At 73.6% G+C, this 23,612-nt stretch carries 20 protein-coding genes and 2 pseudogenes; 6 read left to right on the forward strand and 16 right to left on the reverse strand.

The window, feature by feature from the left end:
- Positions 1–87 precede the first annotated feature (87 nt).
- From topA to O7618_RS23215, 6 genes are all read right to left on the reverse strand, one after another.
- Positions 88–2,901, reverse strand: a complete 2,814-nt coding sequence (topA, locus tag O7618_RS23190) for a type I DNA topoisomerase (RefSeq protein ID WP_278108232.1) — start codon at positions 2,899–2,901, stop codon at positions 88–90.
- A 313-nt stretch (positions 2,902–3,214) separates the two neighbouring features.
- Positions 3,215–3,814 carry a hypothetical protein gene (locus O7618_RS23195; RefSeq protein WP_278108233.1) on the reverse strand — a complete coding sequence of 200 codons (600 nt, stop codon included), beginning with the start codon at positions 3,812–3,814 and terminating at the stop codon, positions 3,215–3,217.
- The gene (locus O7618_RS23200) at positions 3,805–4,344 is read right to left on the reverse strand and encodes a hypothetical protein (protein WP_278108234.1); all 540 of its coding nucleotides are present in this window, start codon (positions 4,342–4,344) and stop codon (positions 3,805–3,807) included. Before O7618_RS23200 ends, O7618_RS23195 begins: the two co-directional genes overlap by 10 nt.
- Positions 4,345–4,440: 96 nt before the next feature.
- Positions 4,441–6,789 carry a sodium-translocating pyrophosphatase gene (locus O7618_RS23205; protein ID WP_278108235.1) on the reverse strand — a complete coding sequence of 783 codons (2,349 nt, stop codon included), beginning with the start codon at positions 6,787–6,789 and terminating at the stop codon, positions 4,441–4,443.
- Between the two features lie 293 nt (positions 6,790–7,082).
- Positions 7,083–7,520 (reverse strand): ATP-binding protein, encoded by a 438-nt coding sequence (locus O7618_RS23210; protein ID WP_091062769.1) that lies wholly within the window; start codon positions 7,518–7,520, stop codon positions 7,083–7,085.
- Entirely contained in the window at positions 7,520–7,870 is a 351-nt protein-coding gene (locus O7618_RS23215) for an STAS domain-containing protein (RefSeq protein WP_278108236.1), read from the reverse strand. The genes O7618_RS23210 and O7618_RS23215 overlap by 1 nt, the downstream gene beginning before the upstream one ends.
- 132 nt (positions 7,871–8,002) lie before the next feature.
- Here O7618_RS23215 and O7618_RS23220 point away from each other — a divergent pair, with 132 nt between their 5' ends.
- The 3 genes from O7618_RS23220 to O7618_RS23230 all read left to right on the forward strand — a co-directional run bounded on the left by O7618_RS23220 (position 8,003) and on the right by O7618_RS23230 (position 11,655).
- Entirely contained in the window at positions 8,003–10,435 is a 2,433-nt protein-coding gene (locus tag O7618_RS23220; RefSeq protein WP_278108237.1) for a DEAD/DEAH box helicase, read from the forward strand.
- Positions 10,436–10,696: 261 nt separating this feature from the next.
- Positions 10,697–10,903, forward strand: a complete 207-nt coding sequence (locus O7618_RS23225; protein ID WP_089154522.1) for a hypothetical protein — start codon at positions 10,697–10,699, stop codon at positions 10,901–10,903.
- A 173-nt stretch (positions 10,904–11,076) separates the two neighbouring features.
- On the forward strand, positions 11,077–11,655 hold the full coding sequence (locus O7618_RS23230) for a hypothetical protein (RefSeq protein WP_278108238.1): 579 nt from the start codon (positions 11,077–11,079) through the stop codon (positions 11,653–11,655).
- A gap of 91 nt (positions 11,656–11,746) precedes the next feature.
- Here O7618_RS23230 and O7618_RS23235 read toward each other — a convergent pair whose 3' ends face one another.
- The 9 genes and pseudogenes from O7618_RS23235 to ssd form a co-directional block, all read right to left on the reverse strand.
- Positions 11,747–12,031 carry a hypothetical protein gene (locus tag O7618_RS23235; RefSeq protein WP_278108239.1) on the reverse strand — a complete coding sequence of 95 codons (285 nt, stop codon included), beginning with the start codon at positions 12,029–12,031 and terminating at the stop codon, positions 11,747–11,749.
- 31 nt (positions 12,032–12,062) lie between these two features.
- On the reverse strand, positions 12,063–12,728 hold the full coding sequence (locus O7618_RS23240) for a hypothetical protein (RefSeq protein WP_278108240.1): 666 nt from the start codon (positions 12,726–12,728) through the stop codon (positions 12,063–12,065).
- Positions 12,729–12,868: 140 nt separating this feature from the next.
- Positions 12,869–13,222 (reverse strand): annotated as a pseudogene (locus O7618_RS23245) (Rv3654c family TadE-like protein); the annotation flags it as partial.
- A 116-nt stretch (positions 13,223–13,338) separates the two neighbouring features.
- The gene (locus O7618_RS23250; protein ID WP_278110121.1) at positions 13,339–13,737 is read right to left on the reverse strand and encodes a TadE family type IV pilus minor pilin; all 399 of its coding nucleotides are present in this window, start codon (positions 13,735–13,737) and stop codon (positions 13,339–13,341) included.
- 59 nt (positions 13,738–13,796) lie between these two features.
- The gene (locus tag O7618_RS23255; RefSeq protein ID WP_088997060.1) at positions 13,797–13,964 is read right to left on the reverse strand and encodes a DUF4244 domain-containing protein; all 168 of its coding nucleotides are present in this window, start codon (positions 13,962–13,964) and stop codon (positions 13,797–13,799) included.
- Between the two features lie 23 nt (positions 13,965–13,987).
- On the reverse strand, positions 13,988–14,716 hold the full coding sequence (locus O7618_RS23260) for a type II secretion system F family protein (RefSeq protein WP_278108241.1): 729 nt from the start codon (positions 14,714–14,716) through the stop codon (positions 13,988–13,990).
- Positions 14,716–15,255, reverse strand: a pseudogene (locus O7618_RS23265) (hypothetical protein); the annotation flags it as partial. The pseudogene O7618_RS23265 and the gene O7618_RS23260, both read right to left, overlap by 1 nt.
- A 461-nt stretch (positions 15,256–15,716) precedes the next feature.
- The gene (locus tag O7618_RS23270; RefSeq protein WP_278108243.1) at positions 15,717–16,928 is read right to left on the reverse strand and encodes a TadA family conjugal transfer-associated ATPase; all 1,212 of its coding nucleotides are present in this window, start codon (positions 16,926–16,928) and stop codon (positions 15,717–15,719) included.
- Positions 16,925–18,028 carry a septum site-determining protein Ssd gene (ssd, locus tag O7618_RS23275; protein ID WP_278108244.1) on the reverse strand — a complete coding sequence of 368 codons (1,104 nt, stop codon included), beginning with the start codon at positions 18,026–18,028 and terminating at the stop codon, positions 16,925–16,927. Before ssd ends, O7618_RS23270 begins: the two co-directional genes overlap by 4 nt.
- A 329-nt stretch (positions 18,029–18,357) precedes the next feature.
- Here ssd and O7618_RS23280 point away from each other — a divergent pair, with 329 nt between their 5' ends.
- Complete coding sequence (locus tag O7618_RS23280) at positions 18,358–19,050, forward strand: hypothetical protein (RefSeq protein WP_278108245.1); 693 nt, start codon at positions 18,358–18,360, stop codon at positions 19,048–19,050.
- Between the two features lie 679 nt (positions 19,051–19,729).
- Positions 19,730–20,536 (forward strand): HAD-IB family hydrolase, encoded by an 807-nt coding sequence (locus tag O7618_RS23285; protein WP_278108246.1) that lies wholly within the window; start codon positions 19,730–19,732, stop codon positions 20,534–20,536.
- Positions 20,537–20,546: 10 nt separating this feature from the next.
- On the opposite strand, the gene O7618_RS23290 is transcribed toward O7618_RS23285, so the two are convergent.
- Positions 20,547–21,293, reverse strand: a complete 747-nt coding sequence (locus O7618_RS23290) for an oxidoreductase (protein ID WP_278108247.1) — start codon at positions 21,291–21,293, stop codon at positions 20,547–20,549.
- A 196-nt stretch (positions 21,294–21,489) separates the two neighbouring features.
- Between O7618_RS23290 and acs the strand changes: the two genes are divergently transcribed.
- Positions 21,490–23,478 (forward strand): acetate--CoA ligase, encoded by a 1,989-nt coding sequence (acs, locus tag O7618_RS23295; protein ID WP_278108248.1) that lies wholly within the window; start codon positions 21,490–21,492, stop codon positions 23,476–23,478.
- Positions 23,479–23,612 lie beyond the last annotated feature (134 nt).

Consider the following 23,612-nt stretch of genomic DNA (forward strand, 5'->3'; position numbering starts at 1 on the left):
GACCCCACCCTGCGCTCGCAGCTCCCCGCTTCGACACCGCGACAGACTAGGGCATCCCGAAGAATCTTTCACCTTCGGTGAGCGGTCTCACTCGGCTTTGGTGGCGGCCTTTCCCGGCGCTGCCTTTCTCGCCGGGGGCTTCGCCGCCGTCGTCTTTTTGGCCGCCGTCGTCTTCTTGGCCGCCGTCGTCTTCTTGGCCGCCGTCGTCTTCTTGGCCGCCGTCGTCTTCTTGGCGGGAGCGGCCTTCTTCTTCGGGGCCGGCCCCTTCGCCCGCTTCTCGGCGAGCATCTCCGACGCTTCTTCCAGCGTCAGCGCCTCCGGCGTCTGCGCGCGCCGCAGCGACGCGTTGAACTCCCCGTCCGTGACGTACGGACCGAAGCGCCCATCCTTGATCACCAGCGGCTTCTCGGTGAGCGGGTCGACGCCCATCTCCCGCAGCGGCGGAGCGGCGGCCCGGCGCTGGCGCGTCTTCGGCGCGGCCAGCAGCGCCAGCGCCTCGTCCAGCGTGACGGTGAACATCTTGTCTTCCGAGTCCAGCGAGCGGAACTCGTCACCGCGCTTGACGTACGGGCCGTAGCGGCCGTTGTTGGCGAACACCTCGACGCCGTCCGGCGCCACCCCCACCAGCCGGGGCAGGCTGAGCAGCCGCAACGCCTGCGCCAGGGTGAGGTCGTCCGGCGACTGCGACCGCAGCAGCGACGACTTCCGCTCGCCGCTGGCCACGTACGGGCCGAAGCGGCCGGACTTGAGCAGGATCGGCTCACCGGTCGACGGGTCGTCGCCGAGCTTGCGCTCGCCGCCGCCGCCGAGGAACAGCTCGTGCACCTTTTCCGGGGTCAGCTCGTCGGGAGCCAGGCCCTCCGGGATCGGCGCGCGGTCGCCCGGCGAGCCGCCCTCCTCACCCTCACCCGAGCCCGCAACGGCGCCCGGAACCGCCCGTTGCAGGTAGGGCCCGTACCGGCCGACCCGGACGACGACCTCGCGGCCCTCGTCGTCGGTGTGCAGCGGGATCGAGTTGACGCTGCGCGCGTCGATCTCGCTGAGGTTCTCGGTGACCAGCTTCTTCAGCCCGCCGGCGTGCGCGATGGCCTGGTCGCCGGTGCCGTTGGCGCTGCCGAAGTAGAAGGAGGTGAGGAAGTCGACGGCCGCGTGGTCGCCGCCGGCGATCTCGTCCAGCTCGTTCTCCATGCTGGCGGTGAAGTCGTAGTCGATCAGGCGCGGGTAGTGCCGCTCCATCAGCCCGATCACGGCGAACGCCAGGAACGTCGGGATCATCGCCTGACCGCGCTTGTTGACGTAGCCCCGGTCCTGGATCGTCTGCATGATCGACGCGTACGTGGAGGGACGCCCGATGCCCAGCTCTTCCAGCGCCTTGACCAGCGAGGCCTCGGTGTAGCGCGACGGCGGCTGGGTGTGGTGGCCCTGCGCGGCCAGCTCGTCGGCGGTCAGCGGCTGGTCCTTGACCAGCGTGGGCAGCCGCCGCTCGGCGTCCTCGGCCTCGGCGTTCTCGTCGTCGCTCGACTCGACGTAGGCGCGCAGGAGACCCGGGTCGGTGATGGTCTTGCCGGTGGCGCCGAAGTCGGCCTCCTCCTGCGCCGACGAGACGGCCCGGATCCGCACCGACACGCTGGAGCCGACCGCGTCGGTCATCTGCGAGGCGATGGTGCGCCGCCAGATCAGCTCGTAGAGCTTGAACTCCTCGCCGGAGAGTTCCTTGGCCACGTCGCCCGGGGTGCGGAAGTTGTCCCCGGCCGGGCGGATCGCCTCGTGCGCCTCCTGCGCGTTCTTCACCTTGCCGGTGTAGCGGCGCGGCTCCGGCGGCACGCTGCGCTCGCCGTACAGCTCGACGATCTGCCGGCGGGCCGCGGCGATCGCGGTCTCCGACAGGTTCACCGAGTCGGTACGCATGTACGTGATGTAGCCGTTCTCGTAGAGCCGCTGCGCGGTACGCATCGTCTGCTGCGACGAGAACCGCAGCTTGCGGGCCGCCTCCTGCTGGAGCGTGGAGGTGATGAACGGCGCGTACGGGCGGCGGCGGTAGGGCTTCTCCTCGACCCGGGTGACCGTGAACGGCCGGTCCGCCAGGCGGGCGGCGAGCCCTCGGGCGCCGCCCTCGTCGAGGTGCACGACGCCCGAGCCGGCGCGGACGCGCCCGGTGGTCGGCTCGAAGTCCTTGCCGGTGGCGATCCGGTCGCCGTTCAGCGCGACGAGCGTGGCGTGGAACGTGCGCGGGCCCTCGCCCGGCTTCGCCACCGCCAGGGTGGCCAGGATGTCCCAGTACTCCGCGGTGCGGAACGCCATCCGCTGGCGCTCCCGCTCGACCACGATCCGGGTCGCCACGGACTGCACCCGGCCCGCCGAGAGCTTCGGCATGACCTTCTTCCACAGCACCGGGGAGACCTCGTAGCCGTAGAGCCGGTCGAGGATGCGCCGCGCCTCCTGGGCGTCGACCAGGTCGCGGTCGATCTCCCGGGGGTTGGCCACCGCGGCCTGGATGGCCGGCTTGGTGATCTCGTGGAAGACCATCCGCTTGACCGGCACCTTGGGCTTGAGCGTCTCGACCAGGTGCCAGGCGATCGCCTCGCCCTCGCGGTCCTCATCCGTGGCCAGGAAGATCTCGTCGACCTCCTTGGCCAGCTTCACCAGCTTGTTGATCTGCTGACGGCGGTCGGCGGAGACCACGTAGAGCGCGTGGAAGCCGTTGTCGACGTCGACGCCGAGGCGCGCCCACGGCTCACCCTTGTACTTGGCCGGCACGTCGGCGGCGTTGCGGGGCAGGTCCCGGACGTGGCCGAAGCTGGCCTCCACGACGTACCCCGGGCCGAGGTAGCCCGAGATCGTCTTGGCCTTCGCCGGTGACTCGACGATGACCAGACGGGTGGTTCCAGCGTTGCTCGGCACGTCTCTCCCCGACCTCACTCCTACGCCATGCCCGCTTCGGGCCGTGTTGCAGCACCCGGACCACCGCTGGCCCGGACGGTCCAACGTAACGCGCCGTCCACGTTCCGGGTTTCGTGGGCGGCAAACGGGCCGCTCCCCGGCGACCGCCGGCCGAACCCTGCCGGACGGCGCCACCGTACACCGTGGGTAGGGCGCCGAGCGGGTCACTGTGACGATCGCACACCCCCCGGCGGAGGTGACGCCGGTCGTTTCCTGCGCGGAACCGCCGGAGCGGGTGTCCGTGATCGGACAGCCGGCGGAGTTGTGCGACCGGTCAGCCCGGCCAGTCGGCGGCCGGCGCGGCCGGGGGCCGTTCCCCCACCAGCTCGGCGAGCCGGGTCACCCGTCGCCCACCGATCCGGTACGCCGGCCCACCCTCGTCCGGCTCCACGAACGCGGCGGGCAGCCCCACCGCGGCCAGCGCGGCGCGTACCGCCGGCCAGCCCGCCTCGTCGGCCGGGCCGAGCCGGAGCCGGAACGCGCCCGGCTCGGCCGCCCCGGCCGCGGCGACCCAGAGCCGCAGCCGCCGCCCGTCCAGGTGGAACCGGGCCGGTGGCCGCTTCGCCGCGCCCCGCAGCCAGGCCCGCGCGAGCGGCGCAAGCGTGGTCGAGTACGCGGTGCGCACCCGGTGCCGGCCGTCCTCGGTCGGCTCCCAGCTCGCCGGCACCCCCCGGGCACGCAACTCCGCCACCAGCACGTGCACCCGCCAGGCCGCGTCCACCACCACCGAGAGCCGCGCCGTGCCGCCCATCCGCACCACCTCCCCCGGCCCGGCGAGCAGGCCGGCGAGATCCGCCGGCGCGGGGTCCGCCGCCTCGGTGGAGAACAGCGAAGGCTGGCGGGCCGGGTTCTTCGCCGGCGGCGTCAGCGACACTCCGGGACCTCGTCGAAGGCCTGTTTGAGCTCGGGTGAGTTGAGCCTGCCGGTGTCCAGCGCGCTCGCGTCGTACTCCTTGTTGAGCGTGTCCACGGCGGCGCGCACGCCGTCGTAGAACGGGCCGGCCTGGGCGGTGTCGAGCCCGTCGATGGTGCTCCGGGCCCGTCCGTAGGCGTCCCGCATCTTGCCCAGCGAGCCCTGGAACCCGGCCGACACCTCGGTGCCGCGCTCGACCTCGGGCACGCCCGCCTCCTCGACCTTGCGCCGAGCGGTCTCGCTGGCCTCCTCGGCGCCGGCGAAGAGCCGCACCAGGTTCTCCTTGGCCTGCGCCGGAGTGGTCTGCGCGGTCATCTGCTGCTGCGTGCTGCTGGTCAGCTTGGAGATCTCCGCGCGCCACGGGCTGAGCGCCTGGCAGACCGAGGCGGCCCAGGCGCGCGGGCTGGGGCCGCCGCAGCCCGCGACGACGAGGACCAGCGTGGCCAGGACCACCGTGAGCTTTCCGGCGGTTGCCGCCCGGCACGTACGCATGCGTTGCAGCGTACGACCTCCGGGTGGAACTGCCACCGGTCAGGTTTGGCGCGGTTCCCGGCCGGCCGGCGGCCGACCGGGAACCATCGGGTGAGATCAGGCGTTGACCGTCTCCGGGCGCTGGTCCGGAGTGCCGGCACCGGTGTCCGAGTCGTCCATCGCCACACCCTTGCGCTTGCTGAACACCACGGCCGCCACGATGATCAGCGCGGCCACCACGGCGATGGTGATCCGCAGCGGGGTGTTCCGGTCGTCGCCCACGCTCCAGGCCACCACGGCCGGCGCGATCAACAGCGAGACCAGGTTCATCACCTTGATCAGCGGGTTGATCGCCGGGCCGGCGGTGTCCTTGAACGGGTCGCCGACGGTGTCGCCGATGACGGTCGCGGAGTGCGACTCGGAGCCCTTGCCGCCGTACGCGCCGTCCTCGACCAGCTTCTTGGCGTTGTCCCAGGCGCCGCCGGAGTTGGCCAGGAAGACCGCCATCAGTGTGCCCGCGCCGATCGCGCCGGCCAGATAGGAGGCGAGCGCGCCCGGGCCGAGCCCGAAGCCGACCGCGATCGGCGCCAGGATGGCCAGCAGGCCGGGGGTCATCAGCTCACGCTGCGCGTCCCGGGTGCAGATGTCGACGACCTTGCCGTACTCGGGCCGCTGGGTGCGGTCCATGATGCCGGGCAGCTCGCGGAACTGCCGGCGTACCTCCATCACCACGGCGCCGGCCGAGCGGGAGACCGCGTTGATGGCCAGACCGGAGAAGAGGAACACCACCGCGGCACCGATGATCAGGCCGACCAGGTTGCGCGGGTTGGCCACGTTCAGCGCGTTGAGGATCTCGGTGCCGACGTCGCCCACGCCGGCGTCGGAGTACGACGAGCGCAGTGTGTCGGTGTACGAGCCGAACAGCGCGGTCGCCGCCAGCACCGCGGTGGCGATCGCGATGCCCTTGGTGATCGCCTTGGTGGTGTTGCCGACCGCGTCCAGCTCGGTGAGCGTCCGCGCGCCGTGCTCGTCGATGTCGCCGGACATCTCCGCCACGCCCTGCGCGTTGTCCGAGATCGGGCCGAACGTGTCCATCGCGACGATGACGCCGACGGTGGTGAGCAGGCCGGTACCGGCCAGCGCGACCGCGAACAGCGACAGCGTGATCGAGCTGCCGCCGAGCAGGAACGCGCCGAACACGCCGGCGCCGATCAGCAGCGCCGAGTAGACCGCCGACTCCAGGCCGATGCTGATGCCGGCCAGGATGACGGTGGCGGCGCCGGTCTGCGAGCTCTTGCCGATGTCCTGCACCGGGCGGCGGTTGGTCTCGGTGAAGTAGCCGGTGAGCGCCTGGATCGCGGCGGCCAGCACGATGCCGATCACGACCGCGCCGATGGCCACCAGCCGCGGGTTGCGGTCCACGTCGGTCAGCCCGCCCTCCAGCTCACCGAAGGTGGCCGGCAGGTAGGCGAACGCGGCGATCGCCACCAGCACCGCGGAGATCACCGCGGAGAGGTAGAAGGCCCGGTTGATCGCGGTGAGGCCGCTGCGGTCGCTGGTGCGCAGCCGGGTGATGAACACGCCGACGATCGCGACCAGCACGCCGATGGTGGAGATGATCAGCGGGAAGACCAGGCCGTCCTCGCCGAACGCGGCGCGGCCCAGGATCAGCGCGGCGACCAGCGTGACCGCGTACGACTCGAAGAGGTCGGCGGCCATGCCGGCGCAGTCACCGACGTTGTCGCCCACGTTGTCGGCGATGGTGGCGGCGTTGCGCGGGTCGTCCTCCGGGATGCCCTGCTCGACCTTGCCGACCAGGTCGGCGCCGACGTCGGCGGCCTTGGTGAAGATGCCGCCGCCGACCCGCATGAACATGGCGAGCAGCGCGGCGCCGAAGCCGAAGCCCTCCAGCACGGTCGGCGCGTCACCCTTGAACAGGATGACCACGAGCGCCGCGCCGAAGAGGCCGAGGCCGACGGTGAGGAAGCCGACCACGCCGCCGGTGCGGAAGGCGATCTTCATGGCGCCCTCGCGTCCGCCTTCGCGCTCGCGCGCGGCGGCGGCGACCCGCAGGTTGGCGCGGGTGGCCAGCCACATGCCGGCACCACCGATGAACGCGCTGAACAGCGCACCCACCACGAAGAACGCCGAGCGGCCGATCTTCACCAGCGTCTGGTTGCCGTCGGTGTCGTGCACCGGCAGCAGGAACAGCAGCACGACGGCGATCACCACGAAGATCGCCAGGGTGCGGAACTGCCGCAGCAGGTACGCCGACGCGCCCTCCTGCACCGCCCCGGAAATCTCCTGCATGTTGGTGGTTCCCGTACCGGCCGCCAGGACCGCCCTGGTGAGGGCGGCCGCGAAGACGAGGGCCACCAGCGCGATGACCGCGGCGATGACGACGTACGTCACGTTGGCTCCGGTAAGGGACAGTGCGCCGCCGTCGGCGGCCAAGGTCCCGGACATCTGTGTCCTCCTGTACCGAACACTCGCGCCGGCTCGTGGAGACGCACGGCCGACGCCTGGATGCGAACTCGCCAGCGCGCGCCATCCACCCGTTCCCGCTGGCTGCGGGCAGCGATCACGTGCTGACAACCCGGGTACTGTAGCCCTCCGGCGTGGTGAGGGTCACACCGAGGGGGCACCGTGTCTCGATGATCTTCGTAACTGTGTTATGCGAGGAAATCTGATATATAGGGCGGTCGACGCGACGAGGCCGCGCTCCCCGACGGGGAACGCGGCCTGCGGAAAAGAACGGGTCAGGCGCGGCCGGCCGGCCAGGCCATCCGGACCTCGGTGCCGACACCCTCGTCGACCGGGCGGACCTGGAGGTCCTCCACGAAACCGGCGAGCAGGGCGAAGCCCACGCCGGTGGTGAGCGCGTCCTCGCTGAGCGACTCCTTCGCCAGCTCGTCCGGGCCGAGCGCGGCCAAGCCGAGGCCCGCCTCGATCGGGGCCCGGTCCACCACCCGCACCGTGTACGGCCCGCCGTCGGACATCTCCACGTACACCGGCTCCGCCAGCCCGTACTGCCGGTGCAGCGCGACCGCCCGGGTGCACGCCTCACCGATGGCCAGGCGCACCTCGTCGAGCAGGTCCTCGCGCACCCCGGCCCGCCGGGCCACCGCGACCCCGACCAGCCGGGCGGTGCGGACGTGGACCGGGGCCGGCGAGAAGGAGAGCTTGACGGTGGCCATCACGCGCCGGTGGAGTCGGCGGCGATGGCCGCGTCGACCGTCGGGTGCAGCGGGAAGACCTGGTCCAGGGCGGTGATCCGGAAGATCTTGAGCAGCGGCTCCTTGTCGCAGACCAGGGCGAAGGAGCCGCCGGCCGACCGCAGCCGCTTGAGCGCGCCGACGAGCACGCCCAGCCCGGTCGAGTCGAGGAAGTCCACCCGGCCCAGGTCCACCACCACGTGGCGGGCCCCGCCGTCGATCAGCTCGATGAGCCGTTCCCGCAGGCGGGGGGCGGTGTAGACATCCACCTCACCGCCGACGGAGAGCACCGTGTGCTCCCCCACGGCGTGGGTCGCCAGCGACAGCTCCATCGGCCCCTCCTCGGTAAACTCTCCTGGGCATCTAACCATCCCCCGGGCGACCGCTTCGGGTCACCGGTCTGCCCTCCCCATACCCCCACCCTGCGGTTCCCAATTCCGAACACCAGTGCGAGAGTGCAGGACGTGACCGACGACAGGCCCGGCCCGAGGCGTGCGCCGGCCGAGCTGCTGCGGCGGCTGCGGCTGCGCCACACCACCGACCCGGTCACCCACGTCGAGCACGTGCCGGCCCGCGTCGGCGAGCCGGCACCGTGGCCCGACTGGACCCCCGAGGACCTCCGGGCGGCGTTCGCGCGGCGCGGCGTGGTCGCCCCGTGGCGGCACCAGGCCGAGGCCGCCGACCTGGCGTACGCGGGACAGCACGTCGTCGTGGCCACCGGCACCGCCTCCGGCAAGTCACTGGCCTACCAGCTGCCGGCGTTGAGCACCCTGCTCGCCGACCCGCGCGCCACGGTGCTCTACCTGGCGCCCACCAAGGCGCTCGCCGCCGACCAGTTCCGCGCCGTCGCCAGCCTCGAACTCGACGGGATACGCCCCGCCACCTACGACGGCGACACGCCACGCGCCGAGCGGGAGTGGATCCGCCGGCACGCCCGGTTCGTGCTGACCAACCCGGACATGCTGCACCACGGCATCCTGCCCGGGCACGCGCACTGGTCCGGCTTCCTGCGCCGCCTCGCGTACGTGGTGGTCGACGAGTGCCACACCTACCGGGGCGTGTTCGGCTCCCACGTCGCGCACGTGCTGCGGCGGCTGCGGCGGCAGTGCGCCCGCTTCGGTCGTACGCCGGTCTTCCTGCTGGCCTCGGCCACGTCGGGCGACCCGGCGACGGCGGCCGGGCGGCTCACCGGCCTGCCCGTCACCGCCGTCACCGAGGACACGTCGCCGCGCGGCGGGGTGACGTTCGCGCTCTGGGAGCCGCCGCTGCTGCCGCCCCCGGCGGAGAGCGAGGTCGCCGACCTGGTGTCGGTGCGGCGCTCCGCGCTGCGGGAGACCGCCGACCTGCTCGCCGACAGCGTGGTCGAGGGGGTCCGCACGCTCGCGTTCGTCCGGTCCCGCAAGGGCGCCGAGGTGGTCGCCGCGACCGCCCGGCGGTCGCTCGACGAGGCGGTGCCCGGGCTGGGTGGCCGGGTGGCCGCCTACCGCGCCGGCTACCTGCGCGAGGAACGCCGGGAGCTGGAACGGGCGCTGCTGCACGGCGACCTGCTCGGCCTCGCCTCCACCAACGCGCTGGAACTCGGCGTCGACCTGGTCGGGCTGGACGCGGTGTTGATCTGCGGCTGGCCGGGCACCCGGGCCTCGCTCTGGCAGCAGGCCGGGCGCGCCGGGCGCAGCGGGGACGAGGCCCTCGCGGTGCTGGTGGCCCGGGACGACCCGCTCGACACCTATCTCGTGCACCACCCGGAGGCGCTGTTCGGGCGGCCGGTCGAGGCCACCGTGCTCGACCCGGCGAACCCCTACGTGCTCGCGCCGCAGCTCGCCTGCGCCGCGCACGAGGCCCCGCTCACCGCCGCCGACCTGGACCTCTTCGGCGAGGGCGCGAAGGAGGCGGTGGACTCGCTGGTCGAGGCCGGCGCGCTGCGGCAGCGGCCCACCGGCTGGTACTGGCGGCACCGGGAGCGCCCCGAGGTCGACCTGCGCGGCTCCGGCGGCGCGCCGATCTGCGTGGTGGAGGAGTCCACCGGCCGGCTGCTCGGCACCGTCGACGGCGGCTCCGCGCACTTCCTGCTGCACACCGGCGCGGTCTACCTGCACCAGGGCGTCTCGTACGTGGTCGACTCGCTCGACCTGGCCGACGGGTGCGCGCTGGTGCACGCCGAGGAGCCGGACTGGTCCACCCACGCCCGCGACGTCACCTCACTCTCCGTGGCCTCCGTCCGCTCCTACACCGACGCCGGCCCGGTCGGGCTGTTCCTCGGTGAGGTGGACGTCACCAGCCAGGTGGTGTCGTACCAGCGGCGGAGAATCGCCACCGGCGAGGTGATCGACACCCGCCCGCTGGACCTGCCGGCGCGGGAGCTGCGCACCGTCGCGGTGTGGTTCACGCTCTCCCCCGGGTCGCTGGCGCGCGCCGGGGTGGAGGCGGCGGACGTGCCGGGGGCGCTGCACGCCGCCGAGCACGCCGCGATCGGCCTGCTGCCGTTGATGGCGACGTGCGACAGGTGGGACATCGGCGGGCTGTCCACCGCCCTGCACCCGGACACCGAGGCGCCGACGGTCTTCGTCTACGACGGTCACCCCGGCGGGGCGGGCTTCGCCGAGCGGGCGTACCGGACGGCCGCCGCCTGGCTGCGCGCCACCCGCGACGCGATCGTCGAGTGCGGGTGCGAGACCGGGTGCCCGTCCTGCGTCCAGTCCCCGAAGTGTGGCAACGGCAACAACCCGCTGGCCAAGCCGGAAGCGGTGCAGGTCCTCGACGTGGTGCTGACCCATCTCGCCGCCGCGACGGCGGGCGGTGCCCCGCCCGGTGACGCCGCGCTGCCGGGCGCGCTGCCGCGACAGGGCGATCGAACAGCCGCCCAGCCCTCGACGCCCGGCCCCGCCCCGCCGAACTGACCCCAACCCCACCTCCCCTCGATCTTGCAGCTTCGACCCCCGCCTCACCCCTTCTAACCCGACTTGCCCGCTCACCAAGTGCAAGGTCGACGAGGGCTGCCGGTTCGGCGCGCCCGCCGGGCCGGCAGGGGCGCGAGTCTGGTGGGTGGGATGGGGGCATGAGGTCGGCGGCGTTGGGGCATTGATGTATGGGAGCGCTTCCATGCATCATTTCGGTAGCGCAGACGTGACCCCCGAGACCCGTCCGCCGGAGGTGCCGCCGTGGCCGACACGATCGCCGAGACCGTCGAGCTGCTCTACACCATCGACCAGGAAAGCCTCACCCCCGACCAGCAGATCGCGCTGGGCACGGCGCTGGCGAACCTGGCCCAGGCGGAGCGGCTGGAACAGATCAACGAACGCCTGCGCGGCATCCACCAGGTGTTGAACACGTGGGCGATGAAGGCCACGGTCGACGGCGGACGCTGAACCGCCGGTCCTGCCACGCGCGGTCGCTCCGGTGCCGCCGACCGGGCCCCGTCGGCTCGCCGAAATGCGGGCCGGGGGCGACCGGGCGGGCTGCTCCCGAGGGTGGGCGCTTCGCGGGCGCACGCTGGTGGCGGCGCTGTGCGACACTCCGGCGACCCCTCGAAGGAGATCAGATGTCGCTCGACAACCTGCAGGCGCAGCACCGCTTCATCGTCCGTCAGCGGATCCGGATGATGGTCAACCAGTACGAGGTGCACGCCGCGGCACCGGACGGCTCCGAAGCCGGCCTGCTCGCGTTCGCGCAGCAGAAGCGGCTCGCTTTCAAGGAGCAGGTGACCATCTACACCGATGACACCAAGCAGCACCCCCTGCTCGGATTCAAGGCCCGCCAGCGCCTCGACCTCGGTGCCACCTACGACGTGACCGACCACGCCGGCAACCCGATCGGGCTGTTCCGCAAGGACTTCGCCCAGTCGCTGCTGCGGTCGACCTGGCACGTCGAGCAGCCCGGCCTGCCGCCGGCGACCGGGCAGGAGCGCAGCCTGCCGGTGGCGCTGCTGCGCCGCTTCGTCGACTCGCTCTCCTGGCTGCCCTACCACTTCGACTTCGTGGCCGGCGGCCAGCCGGTCTTCTCGGTCGACAAGAAGTGGGGCCTGCGCGACCGGTACGTCGTGGACATCCAGCACCCGCACATCGACCGTCGCCTGGTCATCGCCATGGCGGTGGGCCTGGACGCCCTCCAGTCCCGCTGACCCGTCGCCGGCCGGCGGAGCCCGTCACGACGGGGTTTCCGCCGGCCGACGCACGGTCGCGGATGCAACCTCGCGGACCGGACCGTCCGTGTCATCGCCTCCTGCGACGGCGGCGACGACGCCGCCACCGACGAGGGAGCGTCGGCGAGGGCGGCTCCCCGGCCTGTCGGTCCTCATCCGCGGCACACAGCTTGCCCACGATCTCGATCGCGTCCCGTCGGCGGTTCTGCCCGCCGAGGACGCCGAACAGCGTCGCGATGGAGAGGGGCGACTCAAGAAGACGGCGGATCGCTCGGTACACGAGGTAGGCCACCACCAGGGGCACCAGGGCTTCCGAAGGAAGATGGCCGATCAGTTCCGCAGGCCAGGTCGGCATGGAGTGGCTCCCAGGACGAGGGAGCGCGGACCTATCCGGCCGCCAGCTCCCGAAAGACAAGGAAGGTCGAGGTCTTTCGGGTGTTTCCAGGCGCACGGCTGCGATGACTCTCGGATGAGTGATCGACGCCGGTGTAGTGCGCGCCGTCATCGGTGGGCACCACGCTCGTGATACCGAGCCGGCGGCGTAGGCAGATCTCGATCCGCCGAAGTAGGTACCGGTATGTCCGGTCGCTGCGGATCAGCACCCGCCGCCACCCGGCGCTGACGACGGTGCGCCCGTCCTGCCCGTATGCGTCCGTCGACGACGTCGACACGCGTGCCGTCACGGACCTCGTGCGGTGAAGCCTGCGCTCGAGGGCGATGAGCCGCTTCACGAGCCGACACACGTCACCGAACCTGTGCCAGCGCAGCGGCTGCAACTCAGGTGCGACGAAGCGCCCGGCGCGCTGAACGGGCGCCTCGACGAGGCGGCCGTTGATTCGCACGGAGAAGGGCGAGGGCGCGTCGCCCGGTTCGGCAAGCAGACCCATGAGCAGACGGGCGGCGACCAGCGTCCTGCCGGAGCCCGCGGACGCCATCACGACCAAGGGCCGCTGGAGGGCGAGAGCGGCTGCCGCCTTGGCCAGGGCTCGGACCTCAGAACCGTCTCGGAACACCGCGAGGTAGTCGCGTGCGCCGATCAGGTCTGCCGACATGACGCGAAGTATAGGTCAGGCCCGCCGAGGTCCAGGGGTTGTGCTCCGTCGCGTTCAGCGGAACTCGTGCGGGCCGATCCCCCTTGTCGGACAGCCCCGCCCGGCCGCCCGCGCGGGCCTCCCGCCTGCCCGGTCCGGCTTCAGGCGTCGATCCGGGCCGGGCCGGCTCGTGATGTCGCGATGGCGACGCGGACCAGCCCGGGCAGGGGCGTGACCCGCACCTGCGCCGTGACGATCAGATCCAGCCCGTCGGCCCGGCAGCCGGCCAACCGCCCGCCGTTGACTGCCACCAGCTCGGCGGCCCGCTCACATGCGGCGTCCGGTCCGTCGAGCGCACGAGCCGCACCCGCGAGCGCCCCGAGGTCGGCCGCGATCCGCGCTTGGTGACGCGCGCACCGGGCGGCCCCGAGCCCGGCCCCGAGCAGCCCGACGAGCACGAACACCAGACCGAGCGCGAGCAGGCACACCGTCGCCCCACCACGCTCAGCCGCGACCCCGGTGGCGAACGGCCCGCGAGAAGCGCGGTTCGTGGACGGTCCGGGAAGTGCCTCGCCGGCGGCCGACCCGGAAGCGCACGGCCCGACACCGGACGGCGACGACCTCCCGGCCCTCACAGCGGAGGGCCAGAAGCGCCCGGTTCCATGGCGGCCACCGCGACGCCCGACACGGTCAACCGGGGCAGCCGCGCGCCGACCGTCCGCACCGGCGCCCGGACGGTGGCGACCACCCGATCACCGTCGACGGTCACCGTCACCTCCGCACCGGCGGGCGCGTAGCGGGCACCCGCGGGAACGCCGGGCTCGCCCCGGGAGGCGGCGAGCGCCGCCTCCCGGGCCGCGTCGACGCAGGCCGCCCGGGTGGTCACCGCGTCGACCGAGGTGAGCCCGGCGAAGAGGAGAAGCATCAGCGCCGGCAGGCCGGCCGCCAGCTCGGCGGTGAACGACCCCCGCTCCCGGCGACCGCAGGAACGACGCCGCGCGGAACCGTTCGGGTCGTCGGAGGGCGCCACCGCACCGAGCAGCGGGGCCGTCGAGACGCCGGACCGTCGGCCGGCCCGCCGGCGCCCGGTCACTTCAGGGCCCGGTCGATCACCGCGGTCAGGGCGGACTGCACGTTTCCGGAGGTCAGCACCTTCAGCAGGATGCCGGCGAAGGCGACCGCGGCGAGGGTGCCCACGGCGTACTCGGCGGTGTTCATGCCGGCGTCACCCCGTAGGCGGGCGAAGAGCTTGCGCATGTCGGACGTCCCTTCTGGATGGTTCACAACACGTCGCCGAGGACGGCGACGATCACCGGCACCAGACCGGCGAGAATGAAGGCGGGCAGGAAGCACAGCCCGAGAGGCAGCACGATGAGCACCCCCGCACGCCGGGCGGACGCCTCGGCCGCGGTCGCGCGTTCGGCCCGCAGGTCGTCGGCGAGCCGGGTGAGCGCACCGGCGAGCGCGGCGCCACTGTTCGACGATCGGATTGCGGCAGCGACCAGGCTTTCCGCTCCGGGCACCCGCCGCAGGTGCGCCCATGCCTCCGTCGGCGTACCGCCCAGGCTCAGCGTGCGGCCCACCCGGCCGAGCCGGTCGGCGAGTGGCCCGCCGAGCGCCTCCGCGACCGCGACCGCCGAGCGGTCCACGGGCGCGCCGGCCCGGAGCGCGGCGGCCAGCAGGTCGGCGGCGAGTGGCAGGTCGGCGGTCTCGCGCAGGCGCCGCTCCCGCGCGGCGCGCGGCTCGATCCGGCGGAGCAGACGGTCGGCGGCCACGCCCGCCAGCGGCCCGGCGAGAAGACCGGCCCAGCCGCCGACCACCACCGCCACGGCCACCGCGGCCAGTCCGGCGCCCAACCGGATCCGGTCCGGCCACCAGGTCGGACGGGTCCGTGCCGGGGCGGACACGAGCCGGCGTAGTCGCCGCGCCGGACGGACGACCGGCCCGGCCACGACGACGAGCGACGCGGCACCGCCGAGGCAGACGGCAGCCACCACCTGGCGGGACATCAGGCGGCCCGCCCGGGCCCGGCGCCGAGCCGCTCCGCCCAGAGCAGGCCACCGATCTGGAGGACGACCGCCGCCGAGGCGCTGCCGCCACCGACCGGCGTGTGCAGGAGCACGGCCAGCGGGTCGACCCCGATCGCGTAACCGAGACCGATCCCCCCGAGCGGCAGGGCGGCGAGCAGCCAGGCGGTCGCCCGAGCGCCGGCGGCCTGGGCGGTGGCCGCCGCCAAGCCCCGATCCGCCGCCCGGGCGTCGGCCTCGATCCGCTCCAGCAGGTCGGCCAACGGTGCTCCGGTCCGGTCGGCCAGCCGCACCGCGGCGTGGCACAGCCGGGCGATCCGGCCCGCGCCCCCGTCGAGCACCGGGCCGGCGGGCAGACCGGCGCGCAGGTCGGCGGCGGCCGCACCGAGCCGGTCGAGATCGCGACGGTGTGTCCGATCGGCCTCCCGCTGTGCGCGTCGGCGCAGTGCCGCGCGGGCGGCGAGCGTGCCGTAGGCGGCCAGCACCAGCGCGGCCACCGGGCCGCCGAGAACGGCGCCGACACCGCCACCGAGCACCGCCGCTGCCGGCAACACGCGCCGGGCCGGCCCCGTCGCGGACAGGCGGTGCGCGGCACCGAGCGATCGATCGACAAGCGCGAACCCGCTCGGCGGCCGGCCGTCGACACCGGGCCGGTGGCTCTCGGCGCCGGGGAGCCGCCCGTCGCGACCGGGCCGGTGACCATCCGAGCCGGCCCGCCGCCGGGCACGGCTCCGCCCGATGCCCGGTCGACGCCGCCGATCAGCGTCGCCGGGCGACCACCCGGGGCGAATCGGAGACGGGCGCACCGGCCCGCGGGCACCGGTGTCGGCCGTTCTCCCACGACCGAGCCGCCGGGCACCGCCTCCCGGGGCGGCTGGCACGTCGAGGACCGCCCGCCGCCGGATCCGAGCGGCGCGCTCCGGCCAGGCGACCGCCACGGCGGCGCCCGCCAGGAGCACGCACGCCAACCAGAGCTGCCCGGTCACGACGAGCCCGCCGAGCTGGGCCAGACCACCCGGAGAATCGGCGGTACGGGCACACCCCGCTCGCGCAGCAGATTGCCGAGCGGCCGGGCGGCCAGGCCGAGACCACGGCCTCGGATCCAGGCCGGGACCACGGTCACCACCCGGTCGGGCCCTTCCGGCAGGAGCAGCCCGATCGAGTCGAGCACCCGGCCCGTCCCGGTCCGGCGGAGTTGCAGGACCACCTGCAACGCGGCGGCGACCTGGGCGTGCAGCGCGACCCGGGGCAGCCCACCGAGCATGCCGAGCGCCTCCAACCGGGCGGGGACGTCCATCGGAGCGTTGGCGTGCAACGTCCCCGCCCCACCGTCGTGACCGGTGTTCAAAGCGGCCAGCAGGTCGACCACCTCGGCGCCCCGACACTCACCCACCACCAACCGGTCCGGGCGCATCCGCAACGCCTGCCGGACCAGGTCGCCGAGCCCGACCACACCGACGCCCTCGACGTTCGCGGTACGCGCCTGCAACCCGATCACGTGCGGATGCACCGGACGCAACTCGGCGGCATCCTCGACCAGCACGATCCGCTCGTTGCCGGGCACCAGCCCGAGCAGCGTGTTGAGCAGGGTGGTCTTGCCGGAACCGGTGCCACCGGTCACCAGGTAGGCGAGCCGCGCGGCCACCACCGCGTCGAGCAACGGGGCGACCGACCGGGGCACGGTGCCGTGCTCGACCAGCTCGTCGAGCCTGAACGGTCGCTGCCGGAAGGTACGCAGCGACAGGTAGGGACCGTCGGTCGCCACCGGCGGCAGCACGGCGTGCAGCCGGGTGCCGTCGGGCAACCGCGCGTCGGCGAAGGGCGAGGCGTCGTCGAGTCGGCGACCGGCGGCCGAGGTCAGCCGCTGCGCCAACCGGCGAACATCGTCGACGGTGCCGAGCGGCACGGCCACCTGGTGCAGCCCCCGCCCCCGGTCGACCCAGACCCGCACCCCGTTCACCAGCACGTCGGTCACCTCCGGGTCGGCCAGGAGCGGCGCGAGTGGACCGGCGCCGACGAGGTCGTCGTGCACCCGGTCGGCGATCCGCAGCAGAGTGGTGTCGCCCAGCACACCGGCGGCCGGCTCGGCGCGTACCGCGGACACGACCGCGGCGGACGTGACCGGCGTGGCCTCGGCGGCGAACCGGTGCCGGACGCGGGCGGCCAGGCCCTCCGGGTCGGCCGGCCCGGTCACGCCGCGCCCGCCGCGGATCGTCCGGTCAGCTCGTCGACGAGCCGCTGGCACAGCACGGCGAGCGGCCCCTTGCCGGTGGCGCCCGGCGCCTCGCCGCGTTCCAGCCCCCGGCACAGGCCGGGCTCGGGCCGGAGCGTCCCGGCGAGCGGAAGGCCGAGCGCACGCGCCACCTCGGCCGCCCGGAGCCGGCCGGGTGCCGGGCCGCGCACGATCACCGACAGGTCGGTGCAGTGCGGGGCCACGACGGCAGCCACCCGGGCCGCCGCCGCGGTGGCCCGCAGCTCCGCGGGCACCACGAGGAATGCCCGGTCGGCGGCCTGGAGCGCGATCACGGCCGCGTCGTCGAGATGCCGGGGCAGGTCGAGGACGACCAGGTCTCGCCCGCGCCGACCGGCGTCGACAGTCGCGGCCATCGCCTCGGCCGGCAGGCGCCGCAGGTCGCCCCGGTCCCACGAGAGCACGACCAGGTCACCTCGGCTGGGCAGGGCGCGGACCAGCGCGGGCGGATCGACGCGACCGTCGGCGCCGGCCAACTCGGGCCAGCGCAACCCGTCGAGCTGCTCCCAGCCGAGCACCAGGTCGAGCCCGCCGCCCAGCGGATCGGCGTCGACCAGCAGCGTGCGCAGCCGGGCGCGGGCAGCGGTGACGGCGAGCCCGCCGGCGAGCACGCTCGCCCCGGCGCCGCCGCGCCCACCGAGCACCGCCACCACCCGCGCCGGGCCCGCGCCCACCGGCCCGGCCACGCACTCGGCGAACCGGTCGACCAGCCAGGGCTCCGCCGCGGGCAGGGACGCGACGTGCTCGGCGCCGATCAGCTCGGCCAACTCCGTACCCGGATCGAGCTGACCGGAACGACCGACCAGGACCGTGCGGGGACGTCGTGGCAGGCGGGCCCGCAGGCAGGCCGCCGCCTGGTCGGCGCCGACCAGCACCAGCGGCGCCGGTGCCCACCGGGCGCGGGCGGCGGCCGGGTCGGCCGCCAGCTCGACCTCGGTGCCGCCGGCCGCCGCGAGCCGGAGCAGCTCGTCGAGCAGGTCACCGTCGGCCGTGACGAGCAGGGGCAGTCGACGGTACGGCGGGAGCGGGGTACGGGGCGGCATGGCGGCCTCCATCGGTCGGACTCGGACGTGCCACGACGCAGCCTGCCCAAGTCGCCCGACCCGGACGGGGTCGACGGACACCCGCCTGTGGACAGCGACCCCATGTGGACAGACCTCGGCGAACGAGTCGATCTGCTATGCCCCGCACCACCGGACAGGCGGGTTCTCCCCGGCGGCACGGCCGTGCCCAGCCTCCGAAGAGACGGATTCATTCGGACCCGCCGGTCGACGCGGTCGGACCGCCAGCCATTGACGGCGGGGATCATCCGTCCCGCACAATCGGATCCCTTGCCGCAGCACGGACGGCACCGGCTCGTGGAATCGAGGCCATGACCGATCCACCGCAGGGCGCCGGAACACCACCCGCCCGCCGCCACGCCAGCCCCGCTCCCCCGCCCGGCGACGCCTGGCTCCGCAACCCGTCCCCGGCCACGCTCGCCTCGGTCGCGATCGGCATCGTGGTCGTCGTACTGGTCGGCACGCTCAGCTTCTTCGCGATGCCCCGCCGACCCGACCTGCCGCCGCCGATCGGCAGCGAGGCGATCCTGGCGTCCCCGGGCAACTCCACGCCGGCCGCCGACGTGCCGACCGAGTCATACTCGCCGGCGCCCGTGTCGCTCTCCACCCGCGCCGCCCAGCCGACCCGCCGGCCCGCGCCGCCGCGCCGCACCACCCCGGCCGCGCGCCCTCCGGCGCCGAAGCCGTCGGCGAGCCGCACGACGGCGCCCGCGCCCCGGCCGGACGAACTCACCCCGCTCCCGGCCTCCCGGGAATCGACGCTGCGTTCCCGCAGCGGTGGGCCGGAGACGTTCGTCGACTTCGTCAACGCCAGGTCGGGGACCGTCGTCGTCTACTGGCTGGACTACGGCGGAGCACGCCAGCGGTACGCGGTGCTGCGGCCGGGGCAGACCCACCGGCAGCAGACGTACGTGGGGCACCCGTGGGTGGTGACCGACGACCGGGGTCGGGCACTGGTCTGTTTCGAGCCCGTGCCGCAGACCAGGCGCGCGGTGATCCGCTGACGACGGGCCGACGCGGTTGTCCAGGCGGACGGGGGCAGCCGGTCGTCGAAGGCCGCGCTGGTCGAGGCTCAGGACCAGAACAGCCACCGAGACGGCGAGGACCACGGCCGGCCCGACGATGTCCAACCGGCCCCGGGACAGGAGTGGCCAGCCGGCCAGGTCGCGGCCGCCCACCGATGAGTACGGCGGTGACGACGGTGACCGTGAGAGCGTTTCTCAACCAGCTGATCGCGGTGACTCGTCGGTCCCTTGATCTTGAAGCCGGCCAGCCGGACGGCCGGCGTGTGTCCATCAGTGCGCAAGCACCGTTTCAGAGGGCGCCGACGGCAACCAGGAGATTCCCGGGCCGAGGGTCTTCCACCTACGCCACAAAGGGACGACCCCCGTCGGGGGGAGACGGGGGTCGTCGGGTGGTTCGGCTCCGGGGGGGTCGAGCCGAACCGACTCAGCGGTCACGGGGGGTGCAACCGCCGAGGGTCTGCGGGCGACCGGACGTGAACTCCCGTCGCGAGGACAAGCATGCCGCAGCCGACCCTTATACGTCGAGTGGTGTTCACTCCACGCAAAGCTAATTTCTCGCACAGAGATGTGACCGCTGTCACTCCGCCGGGTACACCTCGCCCACCCCGACCCCGGGGTGGGCGGCCGGGAGCGCCCCGTCCGGCTAGACTTTCGCGCCGTGGGCCGCAGTGCCGCTTTCTTCGATCTCGACAAGACCGTCATCGCCAAGTCGAGCGCCCTGGCGTTCGGTCGGCCGTTCTACCGGGACGGGCTGATCACTCGGCGTGACGTGGTCAAGTCGGCGTACGCGCAGCTGATGTTCCGGCTGGGCGGCACCGACGAGCAGACCATGGCCCGCACCCGGGACTATCTGGCCACGCTCTGTAAGGGCTGGCCGGTGGAACAGGTCCGCCAGATCGTCGCGGAGACGCTGCACGAACTGATCAACCCCTATGTGTACGCCGAGGCGGCGGCCCTGATCGAGGAGCACCAGGCCGCCGGGCGGGACGTGGTGCTGGTCTCCGCCTCGGGCGAGGAGATGGTCCGGCCGATCGGCGAACTGCTCGGCGTGACCGACGTGATCGCCACCCGGATGGGGGTCGTCGACGGCCGCTACAGCGGCGAGGTCGAGTTCTACGCGGCCGGTCCGAGCAAGGTCGACGCCGTGGGCGAGCTGGCCGGTGAGCGCGACTACGACCTGGCCGATTCCTACGCGTACTCCGATTCGTACAGCGATCGGCCGTTGCTGGAGTGCGTGGGGCACCCGAGCGTGGTCAACCCGGACCGGACCCTGCGCAAGCTGGCGGCGGAGAACGGCTGGCCGGTCCTGGAGTTCCGGCACCCGATCCCGCTGGGCCGCCGGCTGCGCGAGCGGCCGGCGGTGCCGGTCGCGGCGGCGGCGCTCGGCGTCGGTGTCGGTGTCGCCATCGGCATCGCCTGGTACGGCCGGCACCGGCGCACCCGGGCCGCCGCACCCACCGCCTGACGGCCCGGCCTCAGGAGGCGGCGAGCAGTTCGTCGCCGATGAGCGTGATCTGGTCCGCGCCGATCTCCACCGCGTTCATGTAGTGCCGCAGCCAGGAGCGCAGGCCGTCCGGGGTGCCGGTGGCGAAGGCACCGGCCGCGCCGACATACTCCGGTTCCCGCTCGCGGTGTCCGACGTCCACGGCGACCAGCCCCCGGGGGTCGAAGCCGGTGGAGATCAGCACCAGCCGCGCGGCGGCCCGGGCCACCACGCCGGAGGGGCCGGGGAACGGGCGCAGGTTGAGCAGTTCGCCGTGCACCACGGCGGCCAGCACCAGCGGTGGCACCCTGGTGCCGCCGGCCACCAGGTCGGACAGGGCGTCGAGCCGGGCCGCCACCACCGGGTCGGTCACCGGCCGGCCCAGTTCCGCCTCGGTCACCACGTCGCGGGCGGCGAGCACGTGGAGGCGGGCGAGCACCTGCCGGGGGGCCTTCGGCCAGAGGTCGCTGAGGCCGGGCAGCGCGCCGGCCACCCGCAGCGCGCCCTGGAGCACCGGGTCGGTGACCGTGCCGGCGCGTACCTCCTCGCGGTCGTGGACCCGGCCTTCCAGCGCCGCGCTGGCGACCGCCGAGCGGAGGCTGACCTCGGCGGCGAGCGGGCCGCCCTGGCGGCGCAGCGCCCGGTGCCGGTGGGCCTGGTCGACCCGGTCGCGGGCGCGCTCGACGGCGGGCGCGACGTCGGCGAGCGCGAGCAGCGGGGCCAGCGGATCAGTGGTCACCCTGACACGGTACGGGGTGTTAATAAGGGGCCCCTCCTCTACCGGAGGCGTTAACAGGGGGCCCCGCCTTACACCTCAGCGCGGAGGGGGAGCCGCTGAGCGCGCGGAGCGGGGCGGGCGGTCGCGGGTGCGGTACGGCGGGGCTAACCTTCCCCGGAGTAGGGAGACGCAGGTCACGCGACGAAGGAGTCACCGTATGAGCGAGGCATTGGCCAATCTGCTGAACGAGACGCGCCAGTTCCCGCCGCCGGCCGAACTCGCCGCGAACGCCAACGTGACCGCGGCGGCGTACGACGAGGCAGCGGATGACCGGCTCGCCTTCTGGGAGCGCCAGGCCGGCCGGCTGACCTGGGCGCAGCCCTGGGAGCAGGTGCTCGACTGGTCGAACGCGCCGTTCGCGAAGTGGTTCACCGGTGGCCGGCTCAACGTGGCGTACAACTGCCTGGACCGGCACGTGGAGGCGGGGCACGGCGACAAGGTGGCGATCCACTGGGAGGGCGAGCCGGGTGACACCCGGACCGTCACCTACGCGGACCTGCACCGGCTGACCTGCCAGGCGGCGAACGCCCTGACGGAGCTGGGCGTGACCGCCGGCGACCGGGTGGCGATCTATCTGCCGATGATCCCGGAGGCCGCGGTGGCGATGCTCGCCTGCGCCCGGATCGGCGCCACGCACAGCGTGGTGTTCGGCGGCTTCTCCGCCGACGCGTTGACCAACCGGATCCAGGACGCCAGCGCCAAGGTGGTGATCACCGCGGACGGCGGGTTCCGCCGGGGCAAGCCGTCGGCGCTGAAGCCGACCGTGGACGAGGCGGTGGCGAACTGCCCCTCGGTGGAGCACGTGCTGGTGGTCCGCCGCACCGGCGAGGAGGTCGGCTGGTCGGCGAAGGACCACTGGTGGCACGACGCGGTGGAGAACGCCTCGCCGGAGCACGAGGCGCAGCCGTTCGACGCCGAGCACCCGCTGTTCATCCTCTACACCAGCGGCACCACCGCGCGGCCGAAGGGCATCCTGCACACCACCGGCGGCTACCTGACCCAGGCGTCGTACACCGCGCACGCGGTCTTCGACCTGAAGCCGGAGACGGACGTCTACTGGTGCACGGCGGACATCGGCTGGGTGACCGGACACTCCTACATCGTCTACGGACCGCTCGCCAACGGCGCCACCCAGGTCATGTACGAGGGCACCCCGGACACCCCGCACAAGGGCCGGTTCTGGGAGATCGTCGACAAGTACCGGGTGACGATCCTGTACACGGCGCCGACGCTGATCCGCACCATGATGAAGTGGGGCGAGGACGTCCCGGCCGGGTACGACCTGTCGTCGCTGCGCCTGCTCGGCAGCGTCGGCGAGCCGATCAACCCGGAGGCGTGGATCTGGTACCGGCAGTTCGTGGGCCGGGGTGAGCTGCCGGTGGTGGACACCTGGTGGCAGACCGAGACCGGCGCGATGATGATCTCGCCGCTGCCGGGCGTGACCGAGGCGAAGCCGGGTTCGGCGATGGCGCCGCTGCCCGGCATCGTGGCCGACGTGGTCGACGACCAGGGCGAGTCGGTGCCGAACGGCGGGGGCGGCTACCTGGTGCTCACCGAGCCGTGGCCGTCGATGCTGCGCACCATCTGGGGCGACGACAACCGGTTCCTGGAGACCTACTGGTCGCGGTTCGGCGCGGGCGCCAACACCGGCGACAAGTGGGTCTACTTCGCCGGCGACGGCGCCAAGAAGGACGACGACGGGCACATCTGGCTGCTCGGCCGGGTCGACGACGTGATGCTGGTGTCCGGGCACAACATCTCCACCACCGAGGTCGAGTCGGCGCTGGTCAGTCACCCGTCGGTGGCGGAGGCGGCGGTGGTCGGCGCGACCGATCCGACGACCGGGCAGGCGATCGTGGCGTTCGCGATCCCGCGCGGCAGCGCGGAGACCTCCGGGGACGCGGGCGAGCAGCTCATCGCGGAGCTGCGCAACCACGTGGCGAGGACGCTCGGCCCGATCGCCAAGCCGCGGCAGATCATGCTGGTGCCGGAGCTGCCGAAGACCCGCTCCGGCAAGATCATGCGTCGGCTGCTGCGGGACGTGGCGGAGAACCGGTCGCTCGGCGACGTGACCACGCTCCAGGACTCCTCGGTGATGGAGTTGATCTCCTCGGGGATGAGTGGCGGCAAGTCCGACGAGGACTGACCTCGGCGGAACCGGGGGGCGGGTCGCACGGCGGCCCGCCCCTTCGCGTACGCGGGGATCATGCCGGTCGATCGGCGGAGGGGCACTGGCCTGTTCACCCCTGTCTATGCCACGCCCGGTCGGCTACCTTCAGC

The organism is Micromonospora sp. WMMD980 (assembly GCF_029626035.1).
Lineage (GTDB): Bacteria > Actinomycetota > Actinomycetes > Mycobacteriales > Micromonosporaceae > Micromonospora.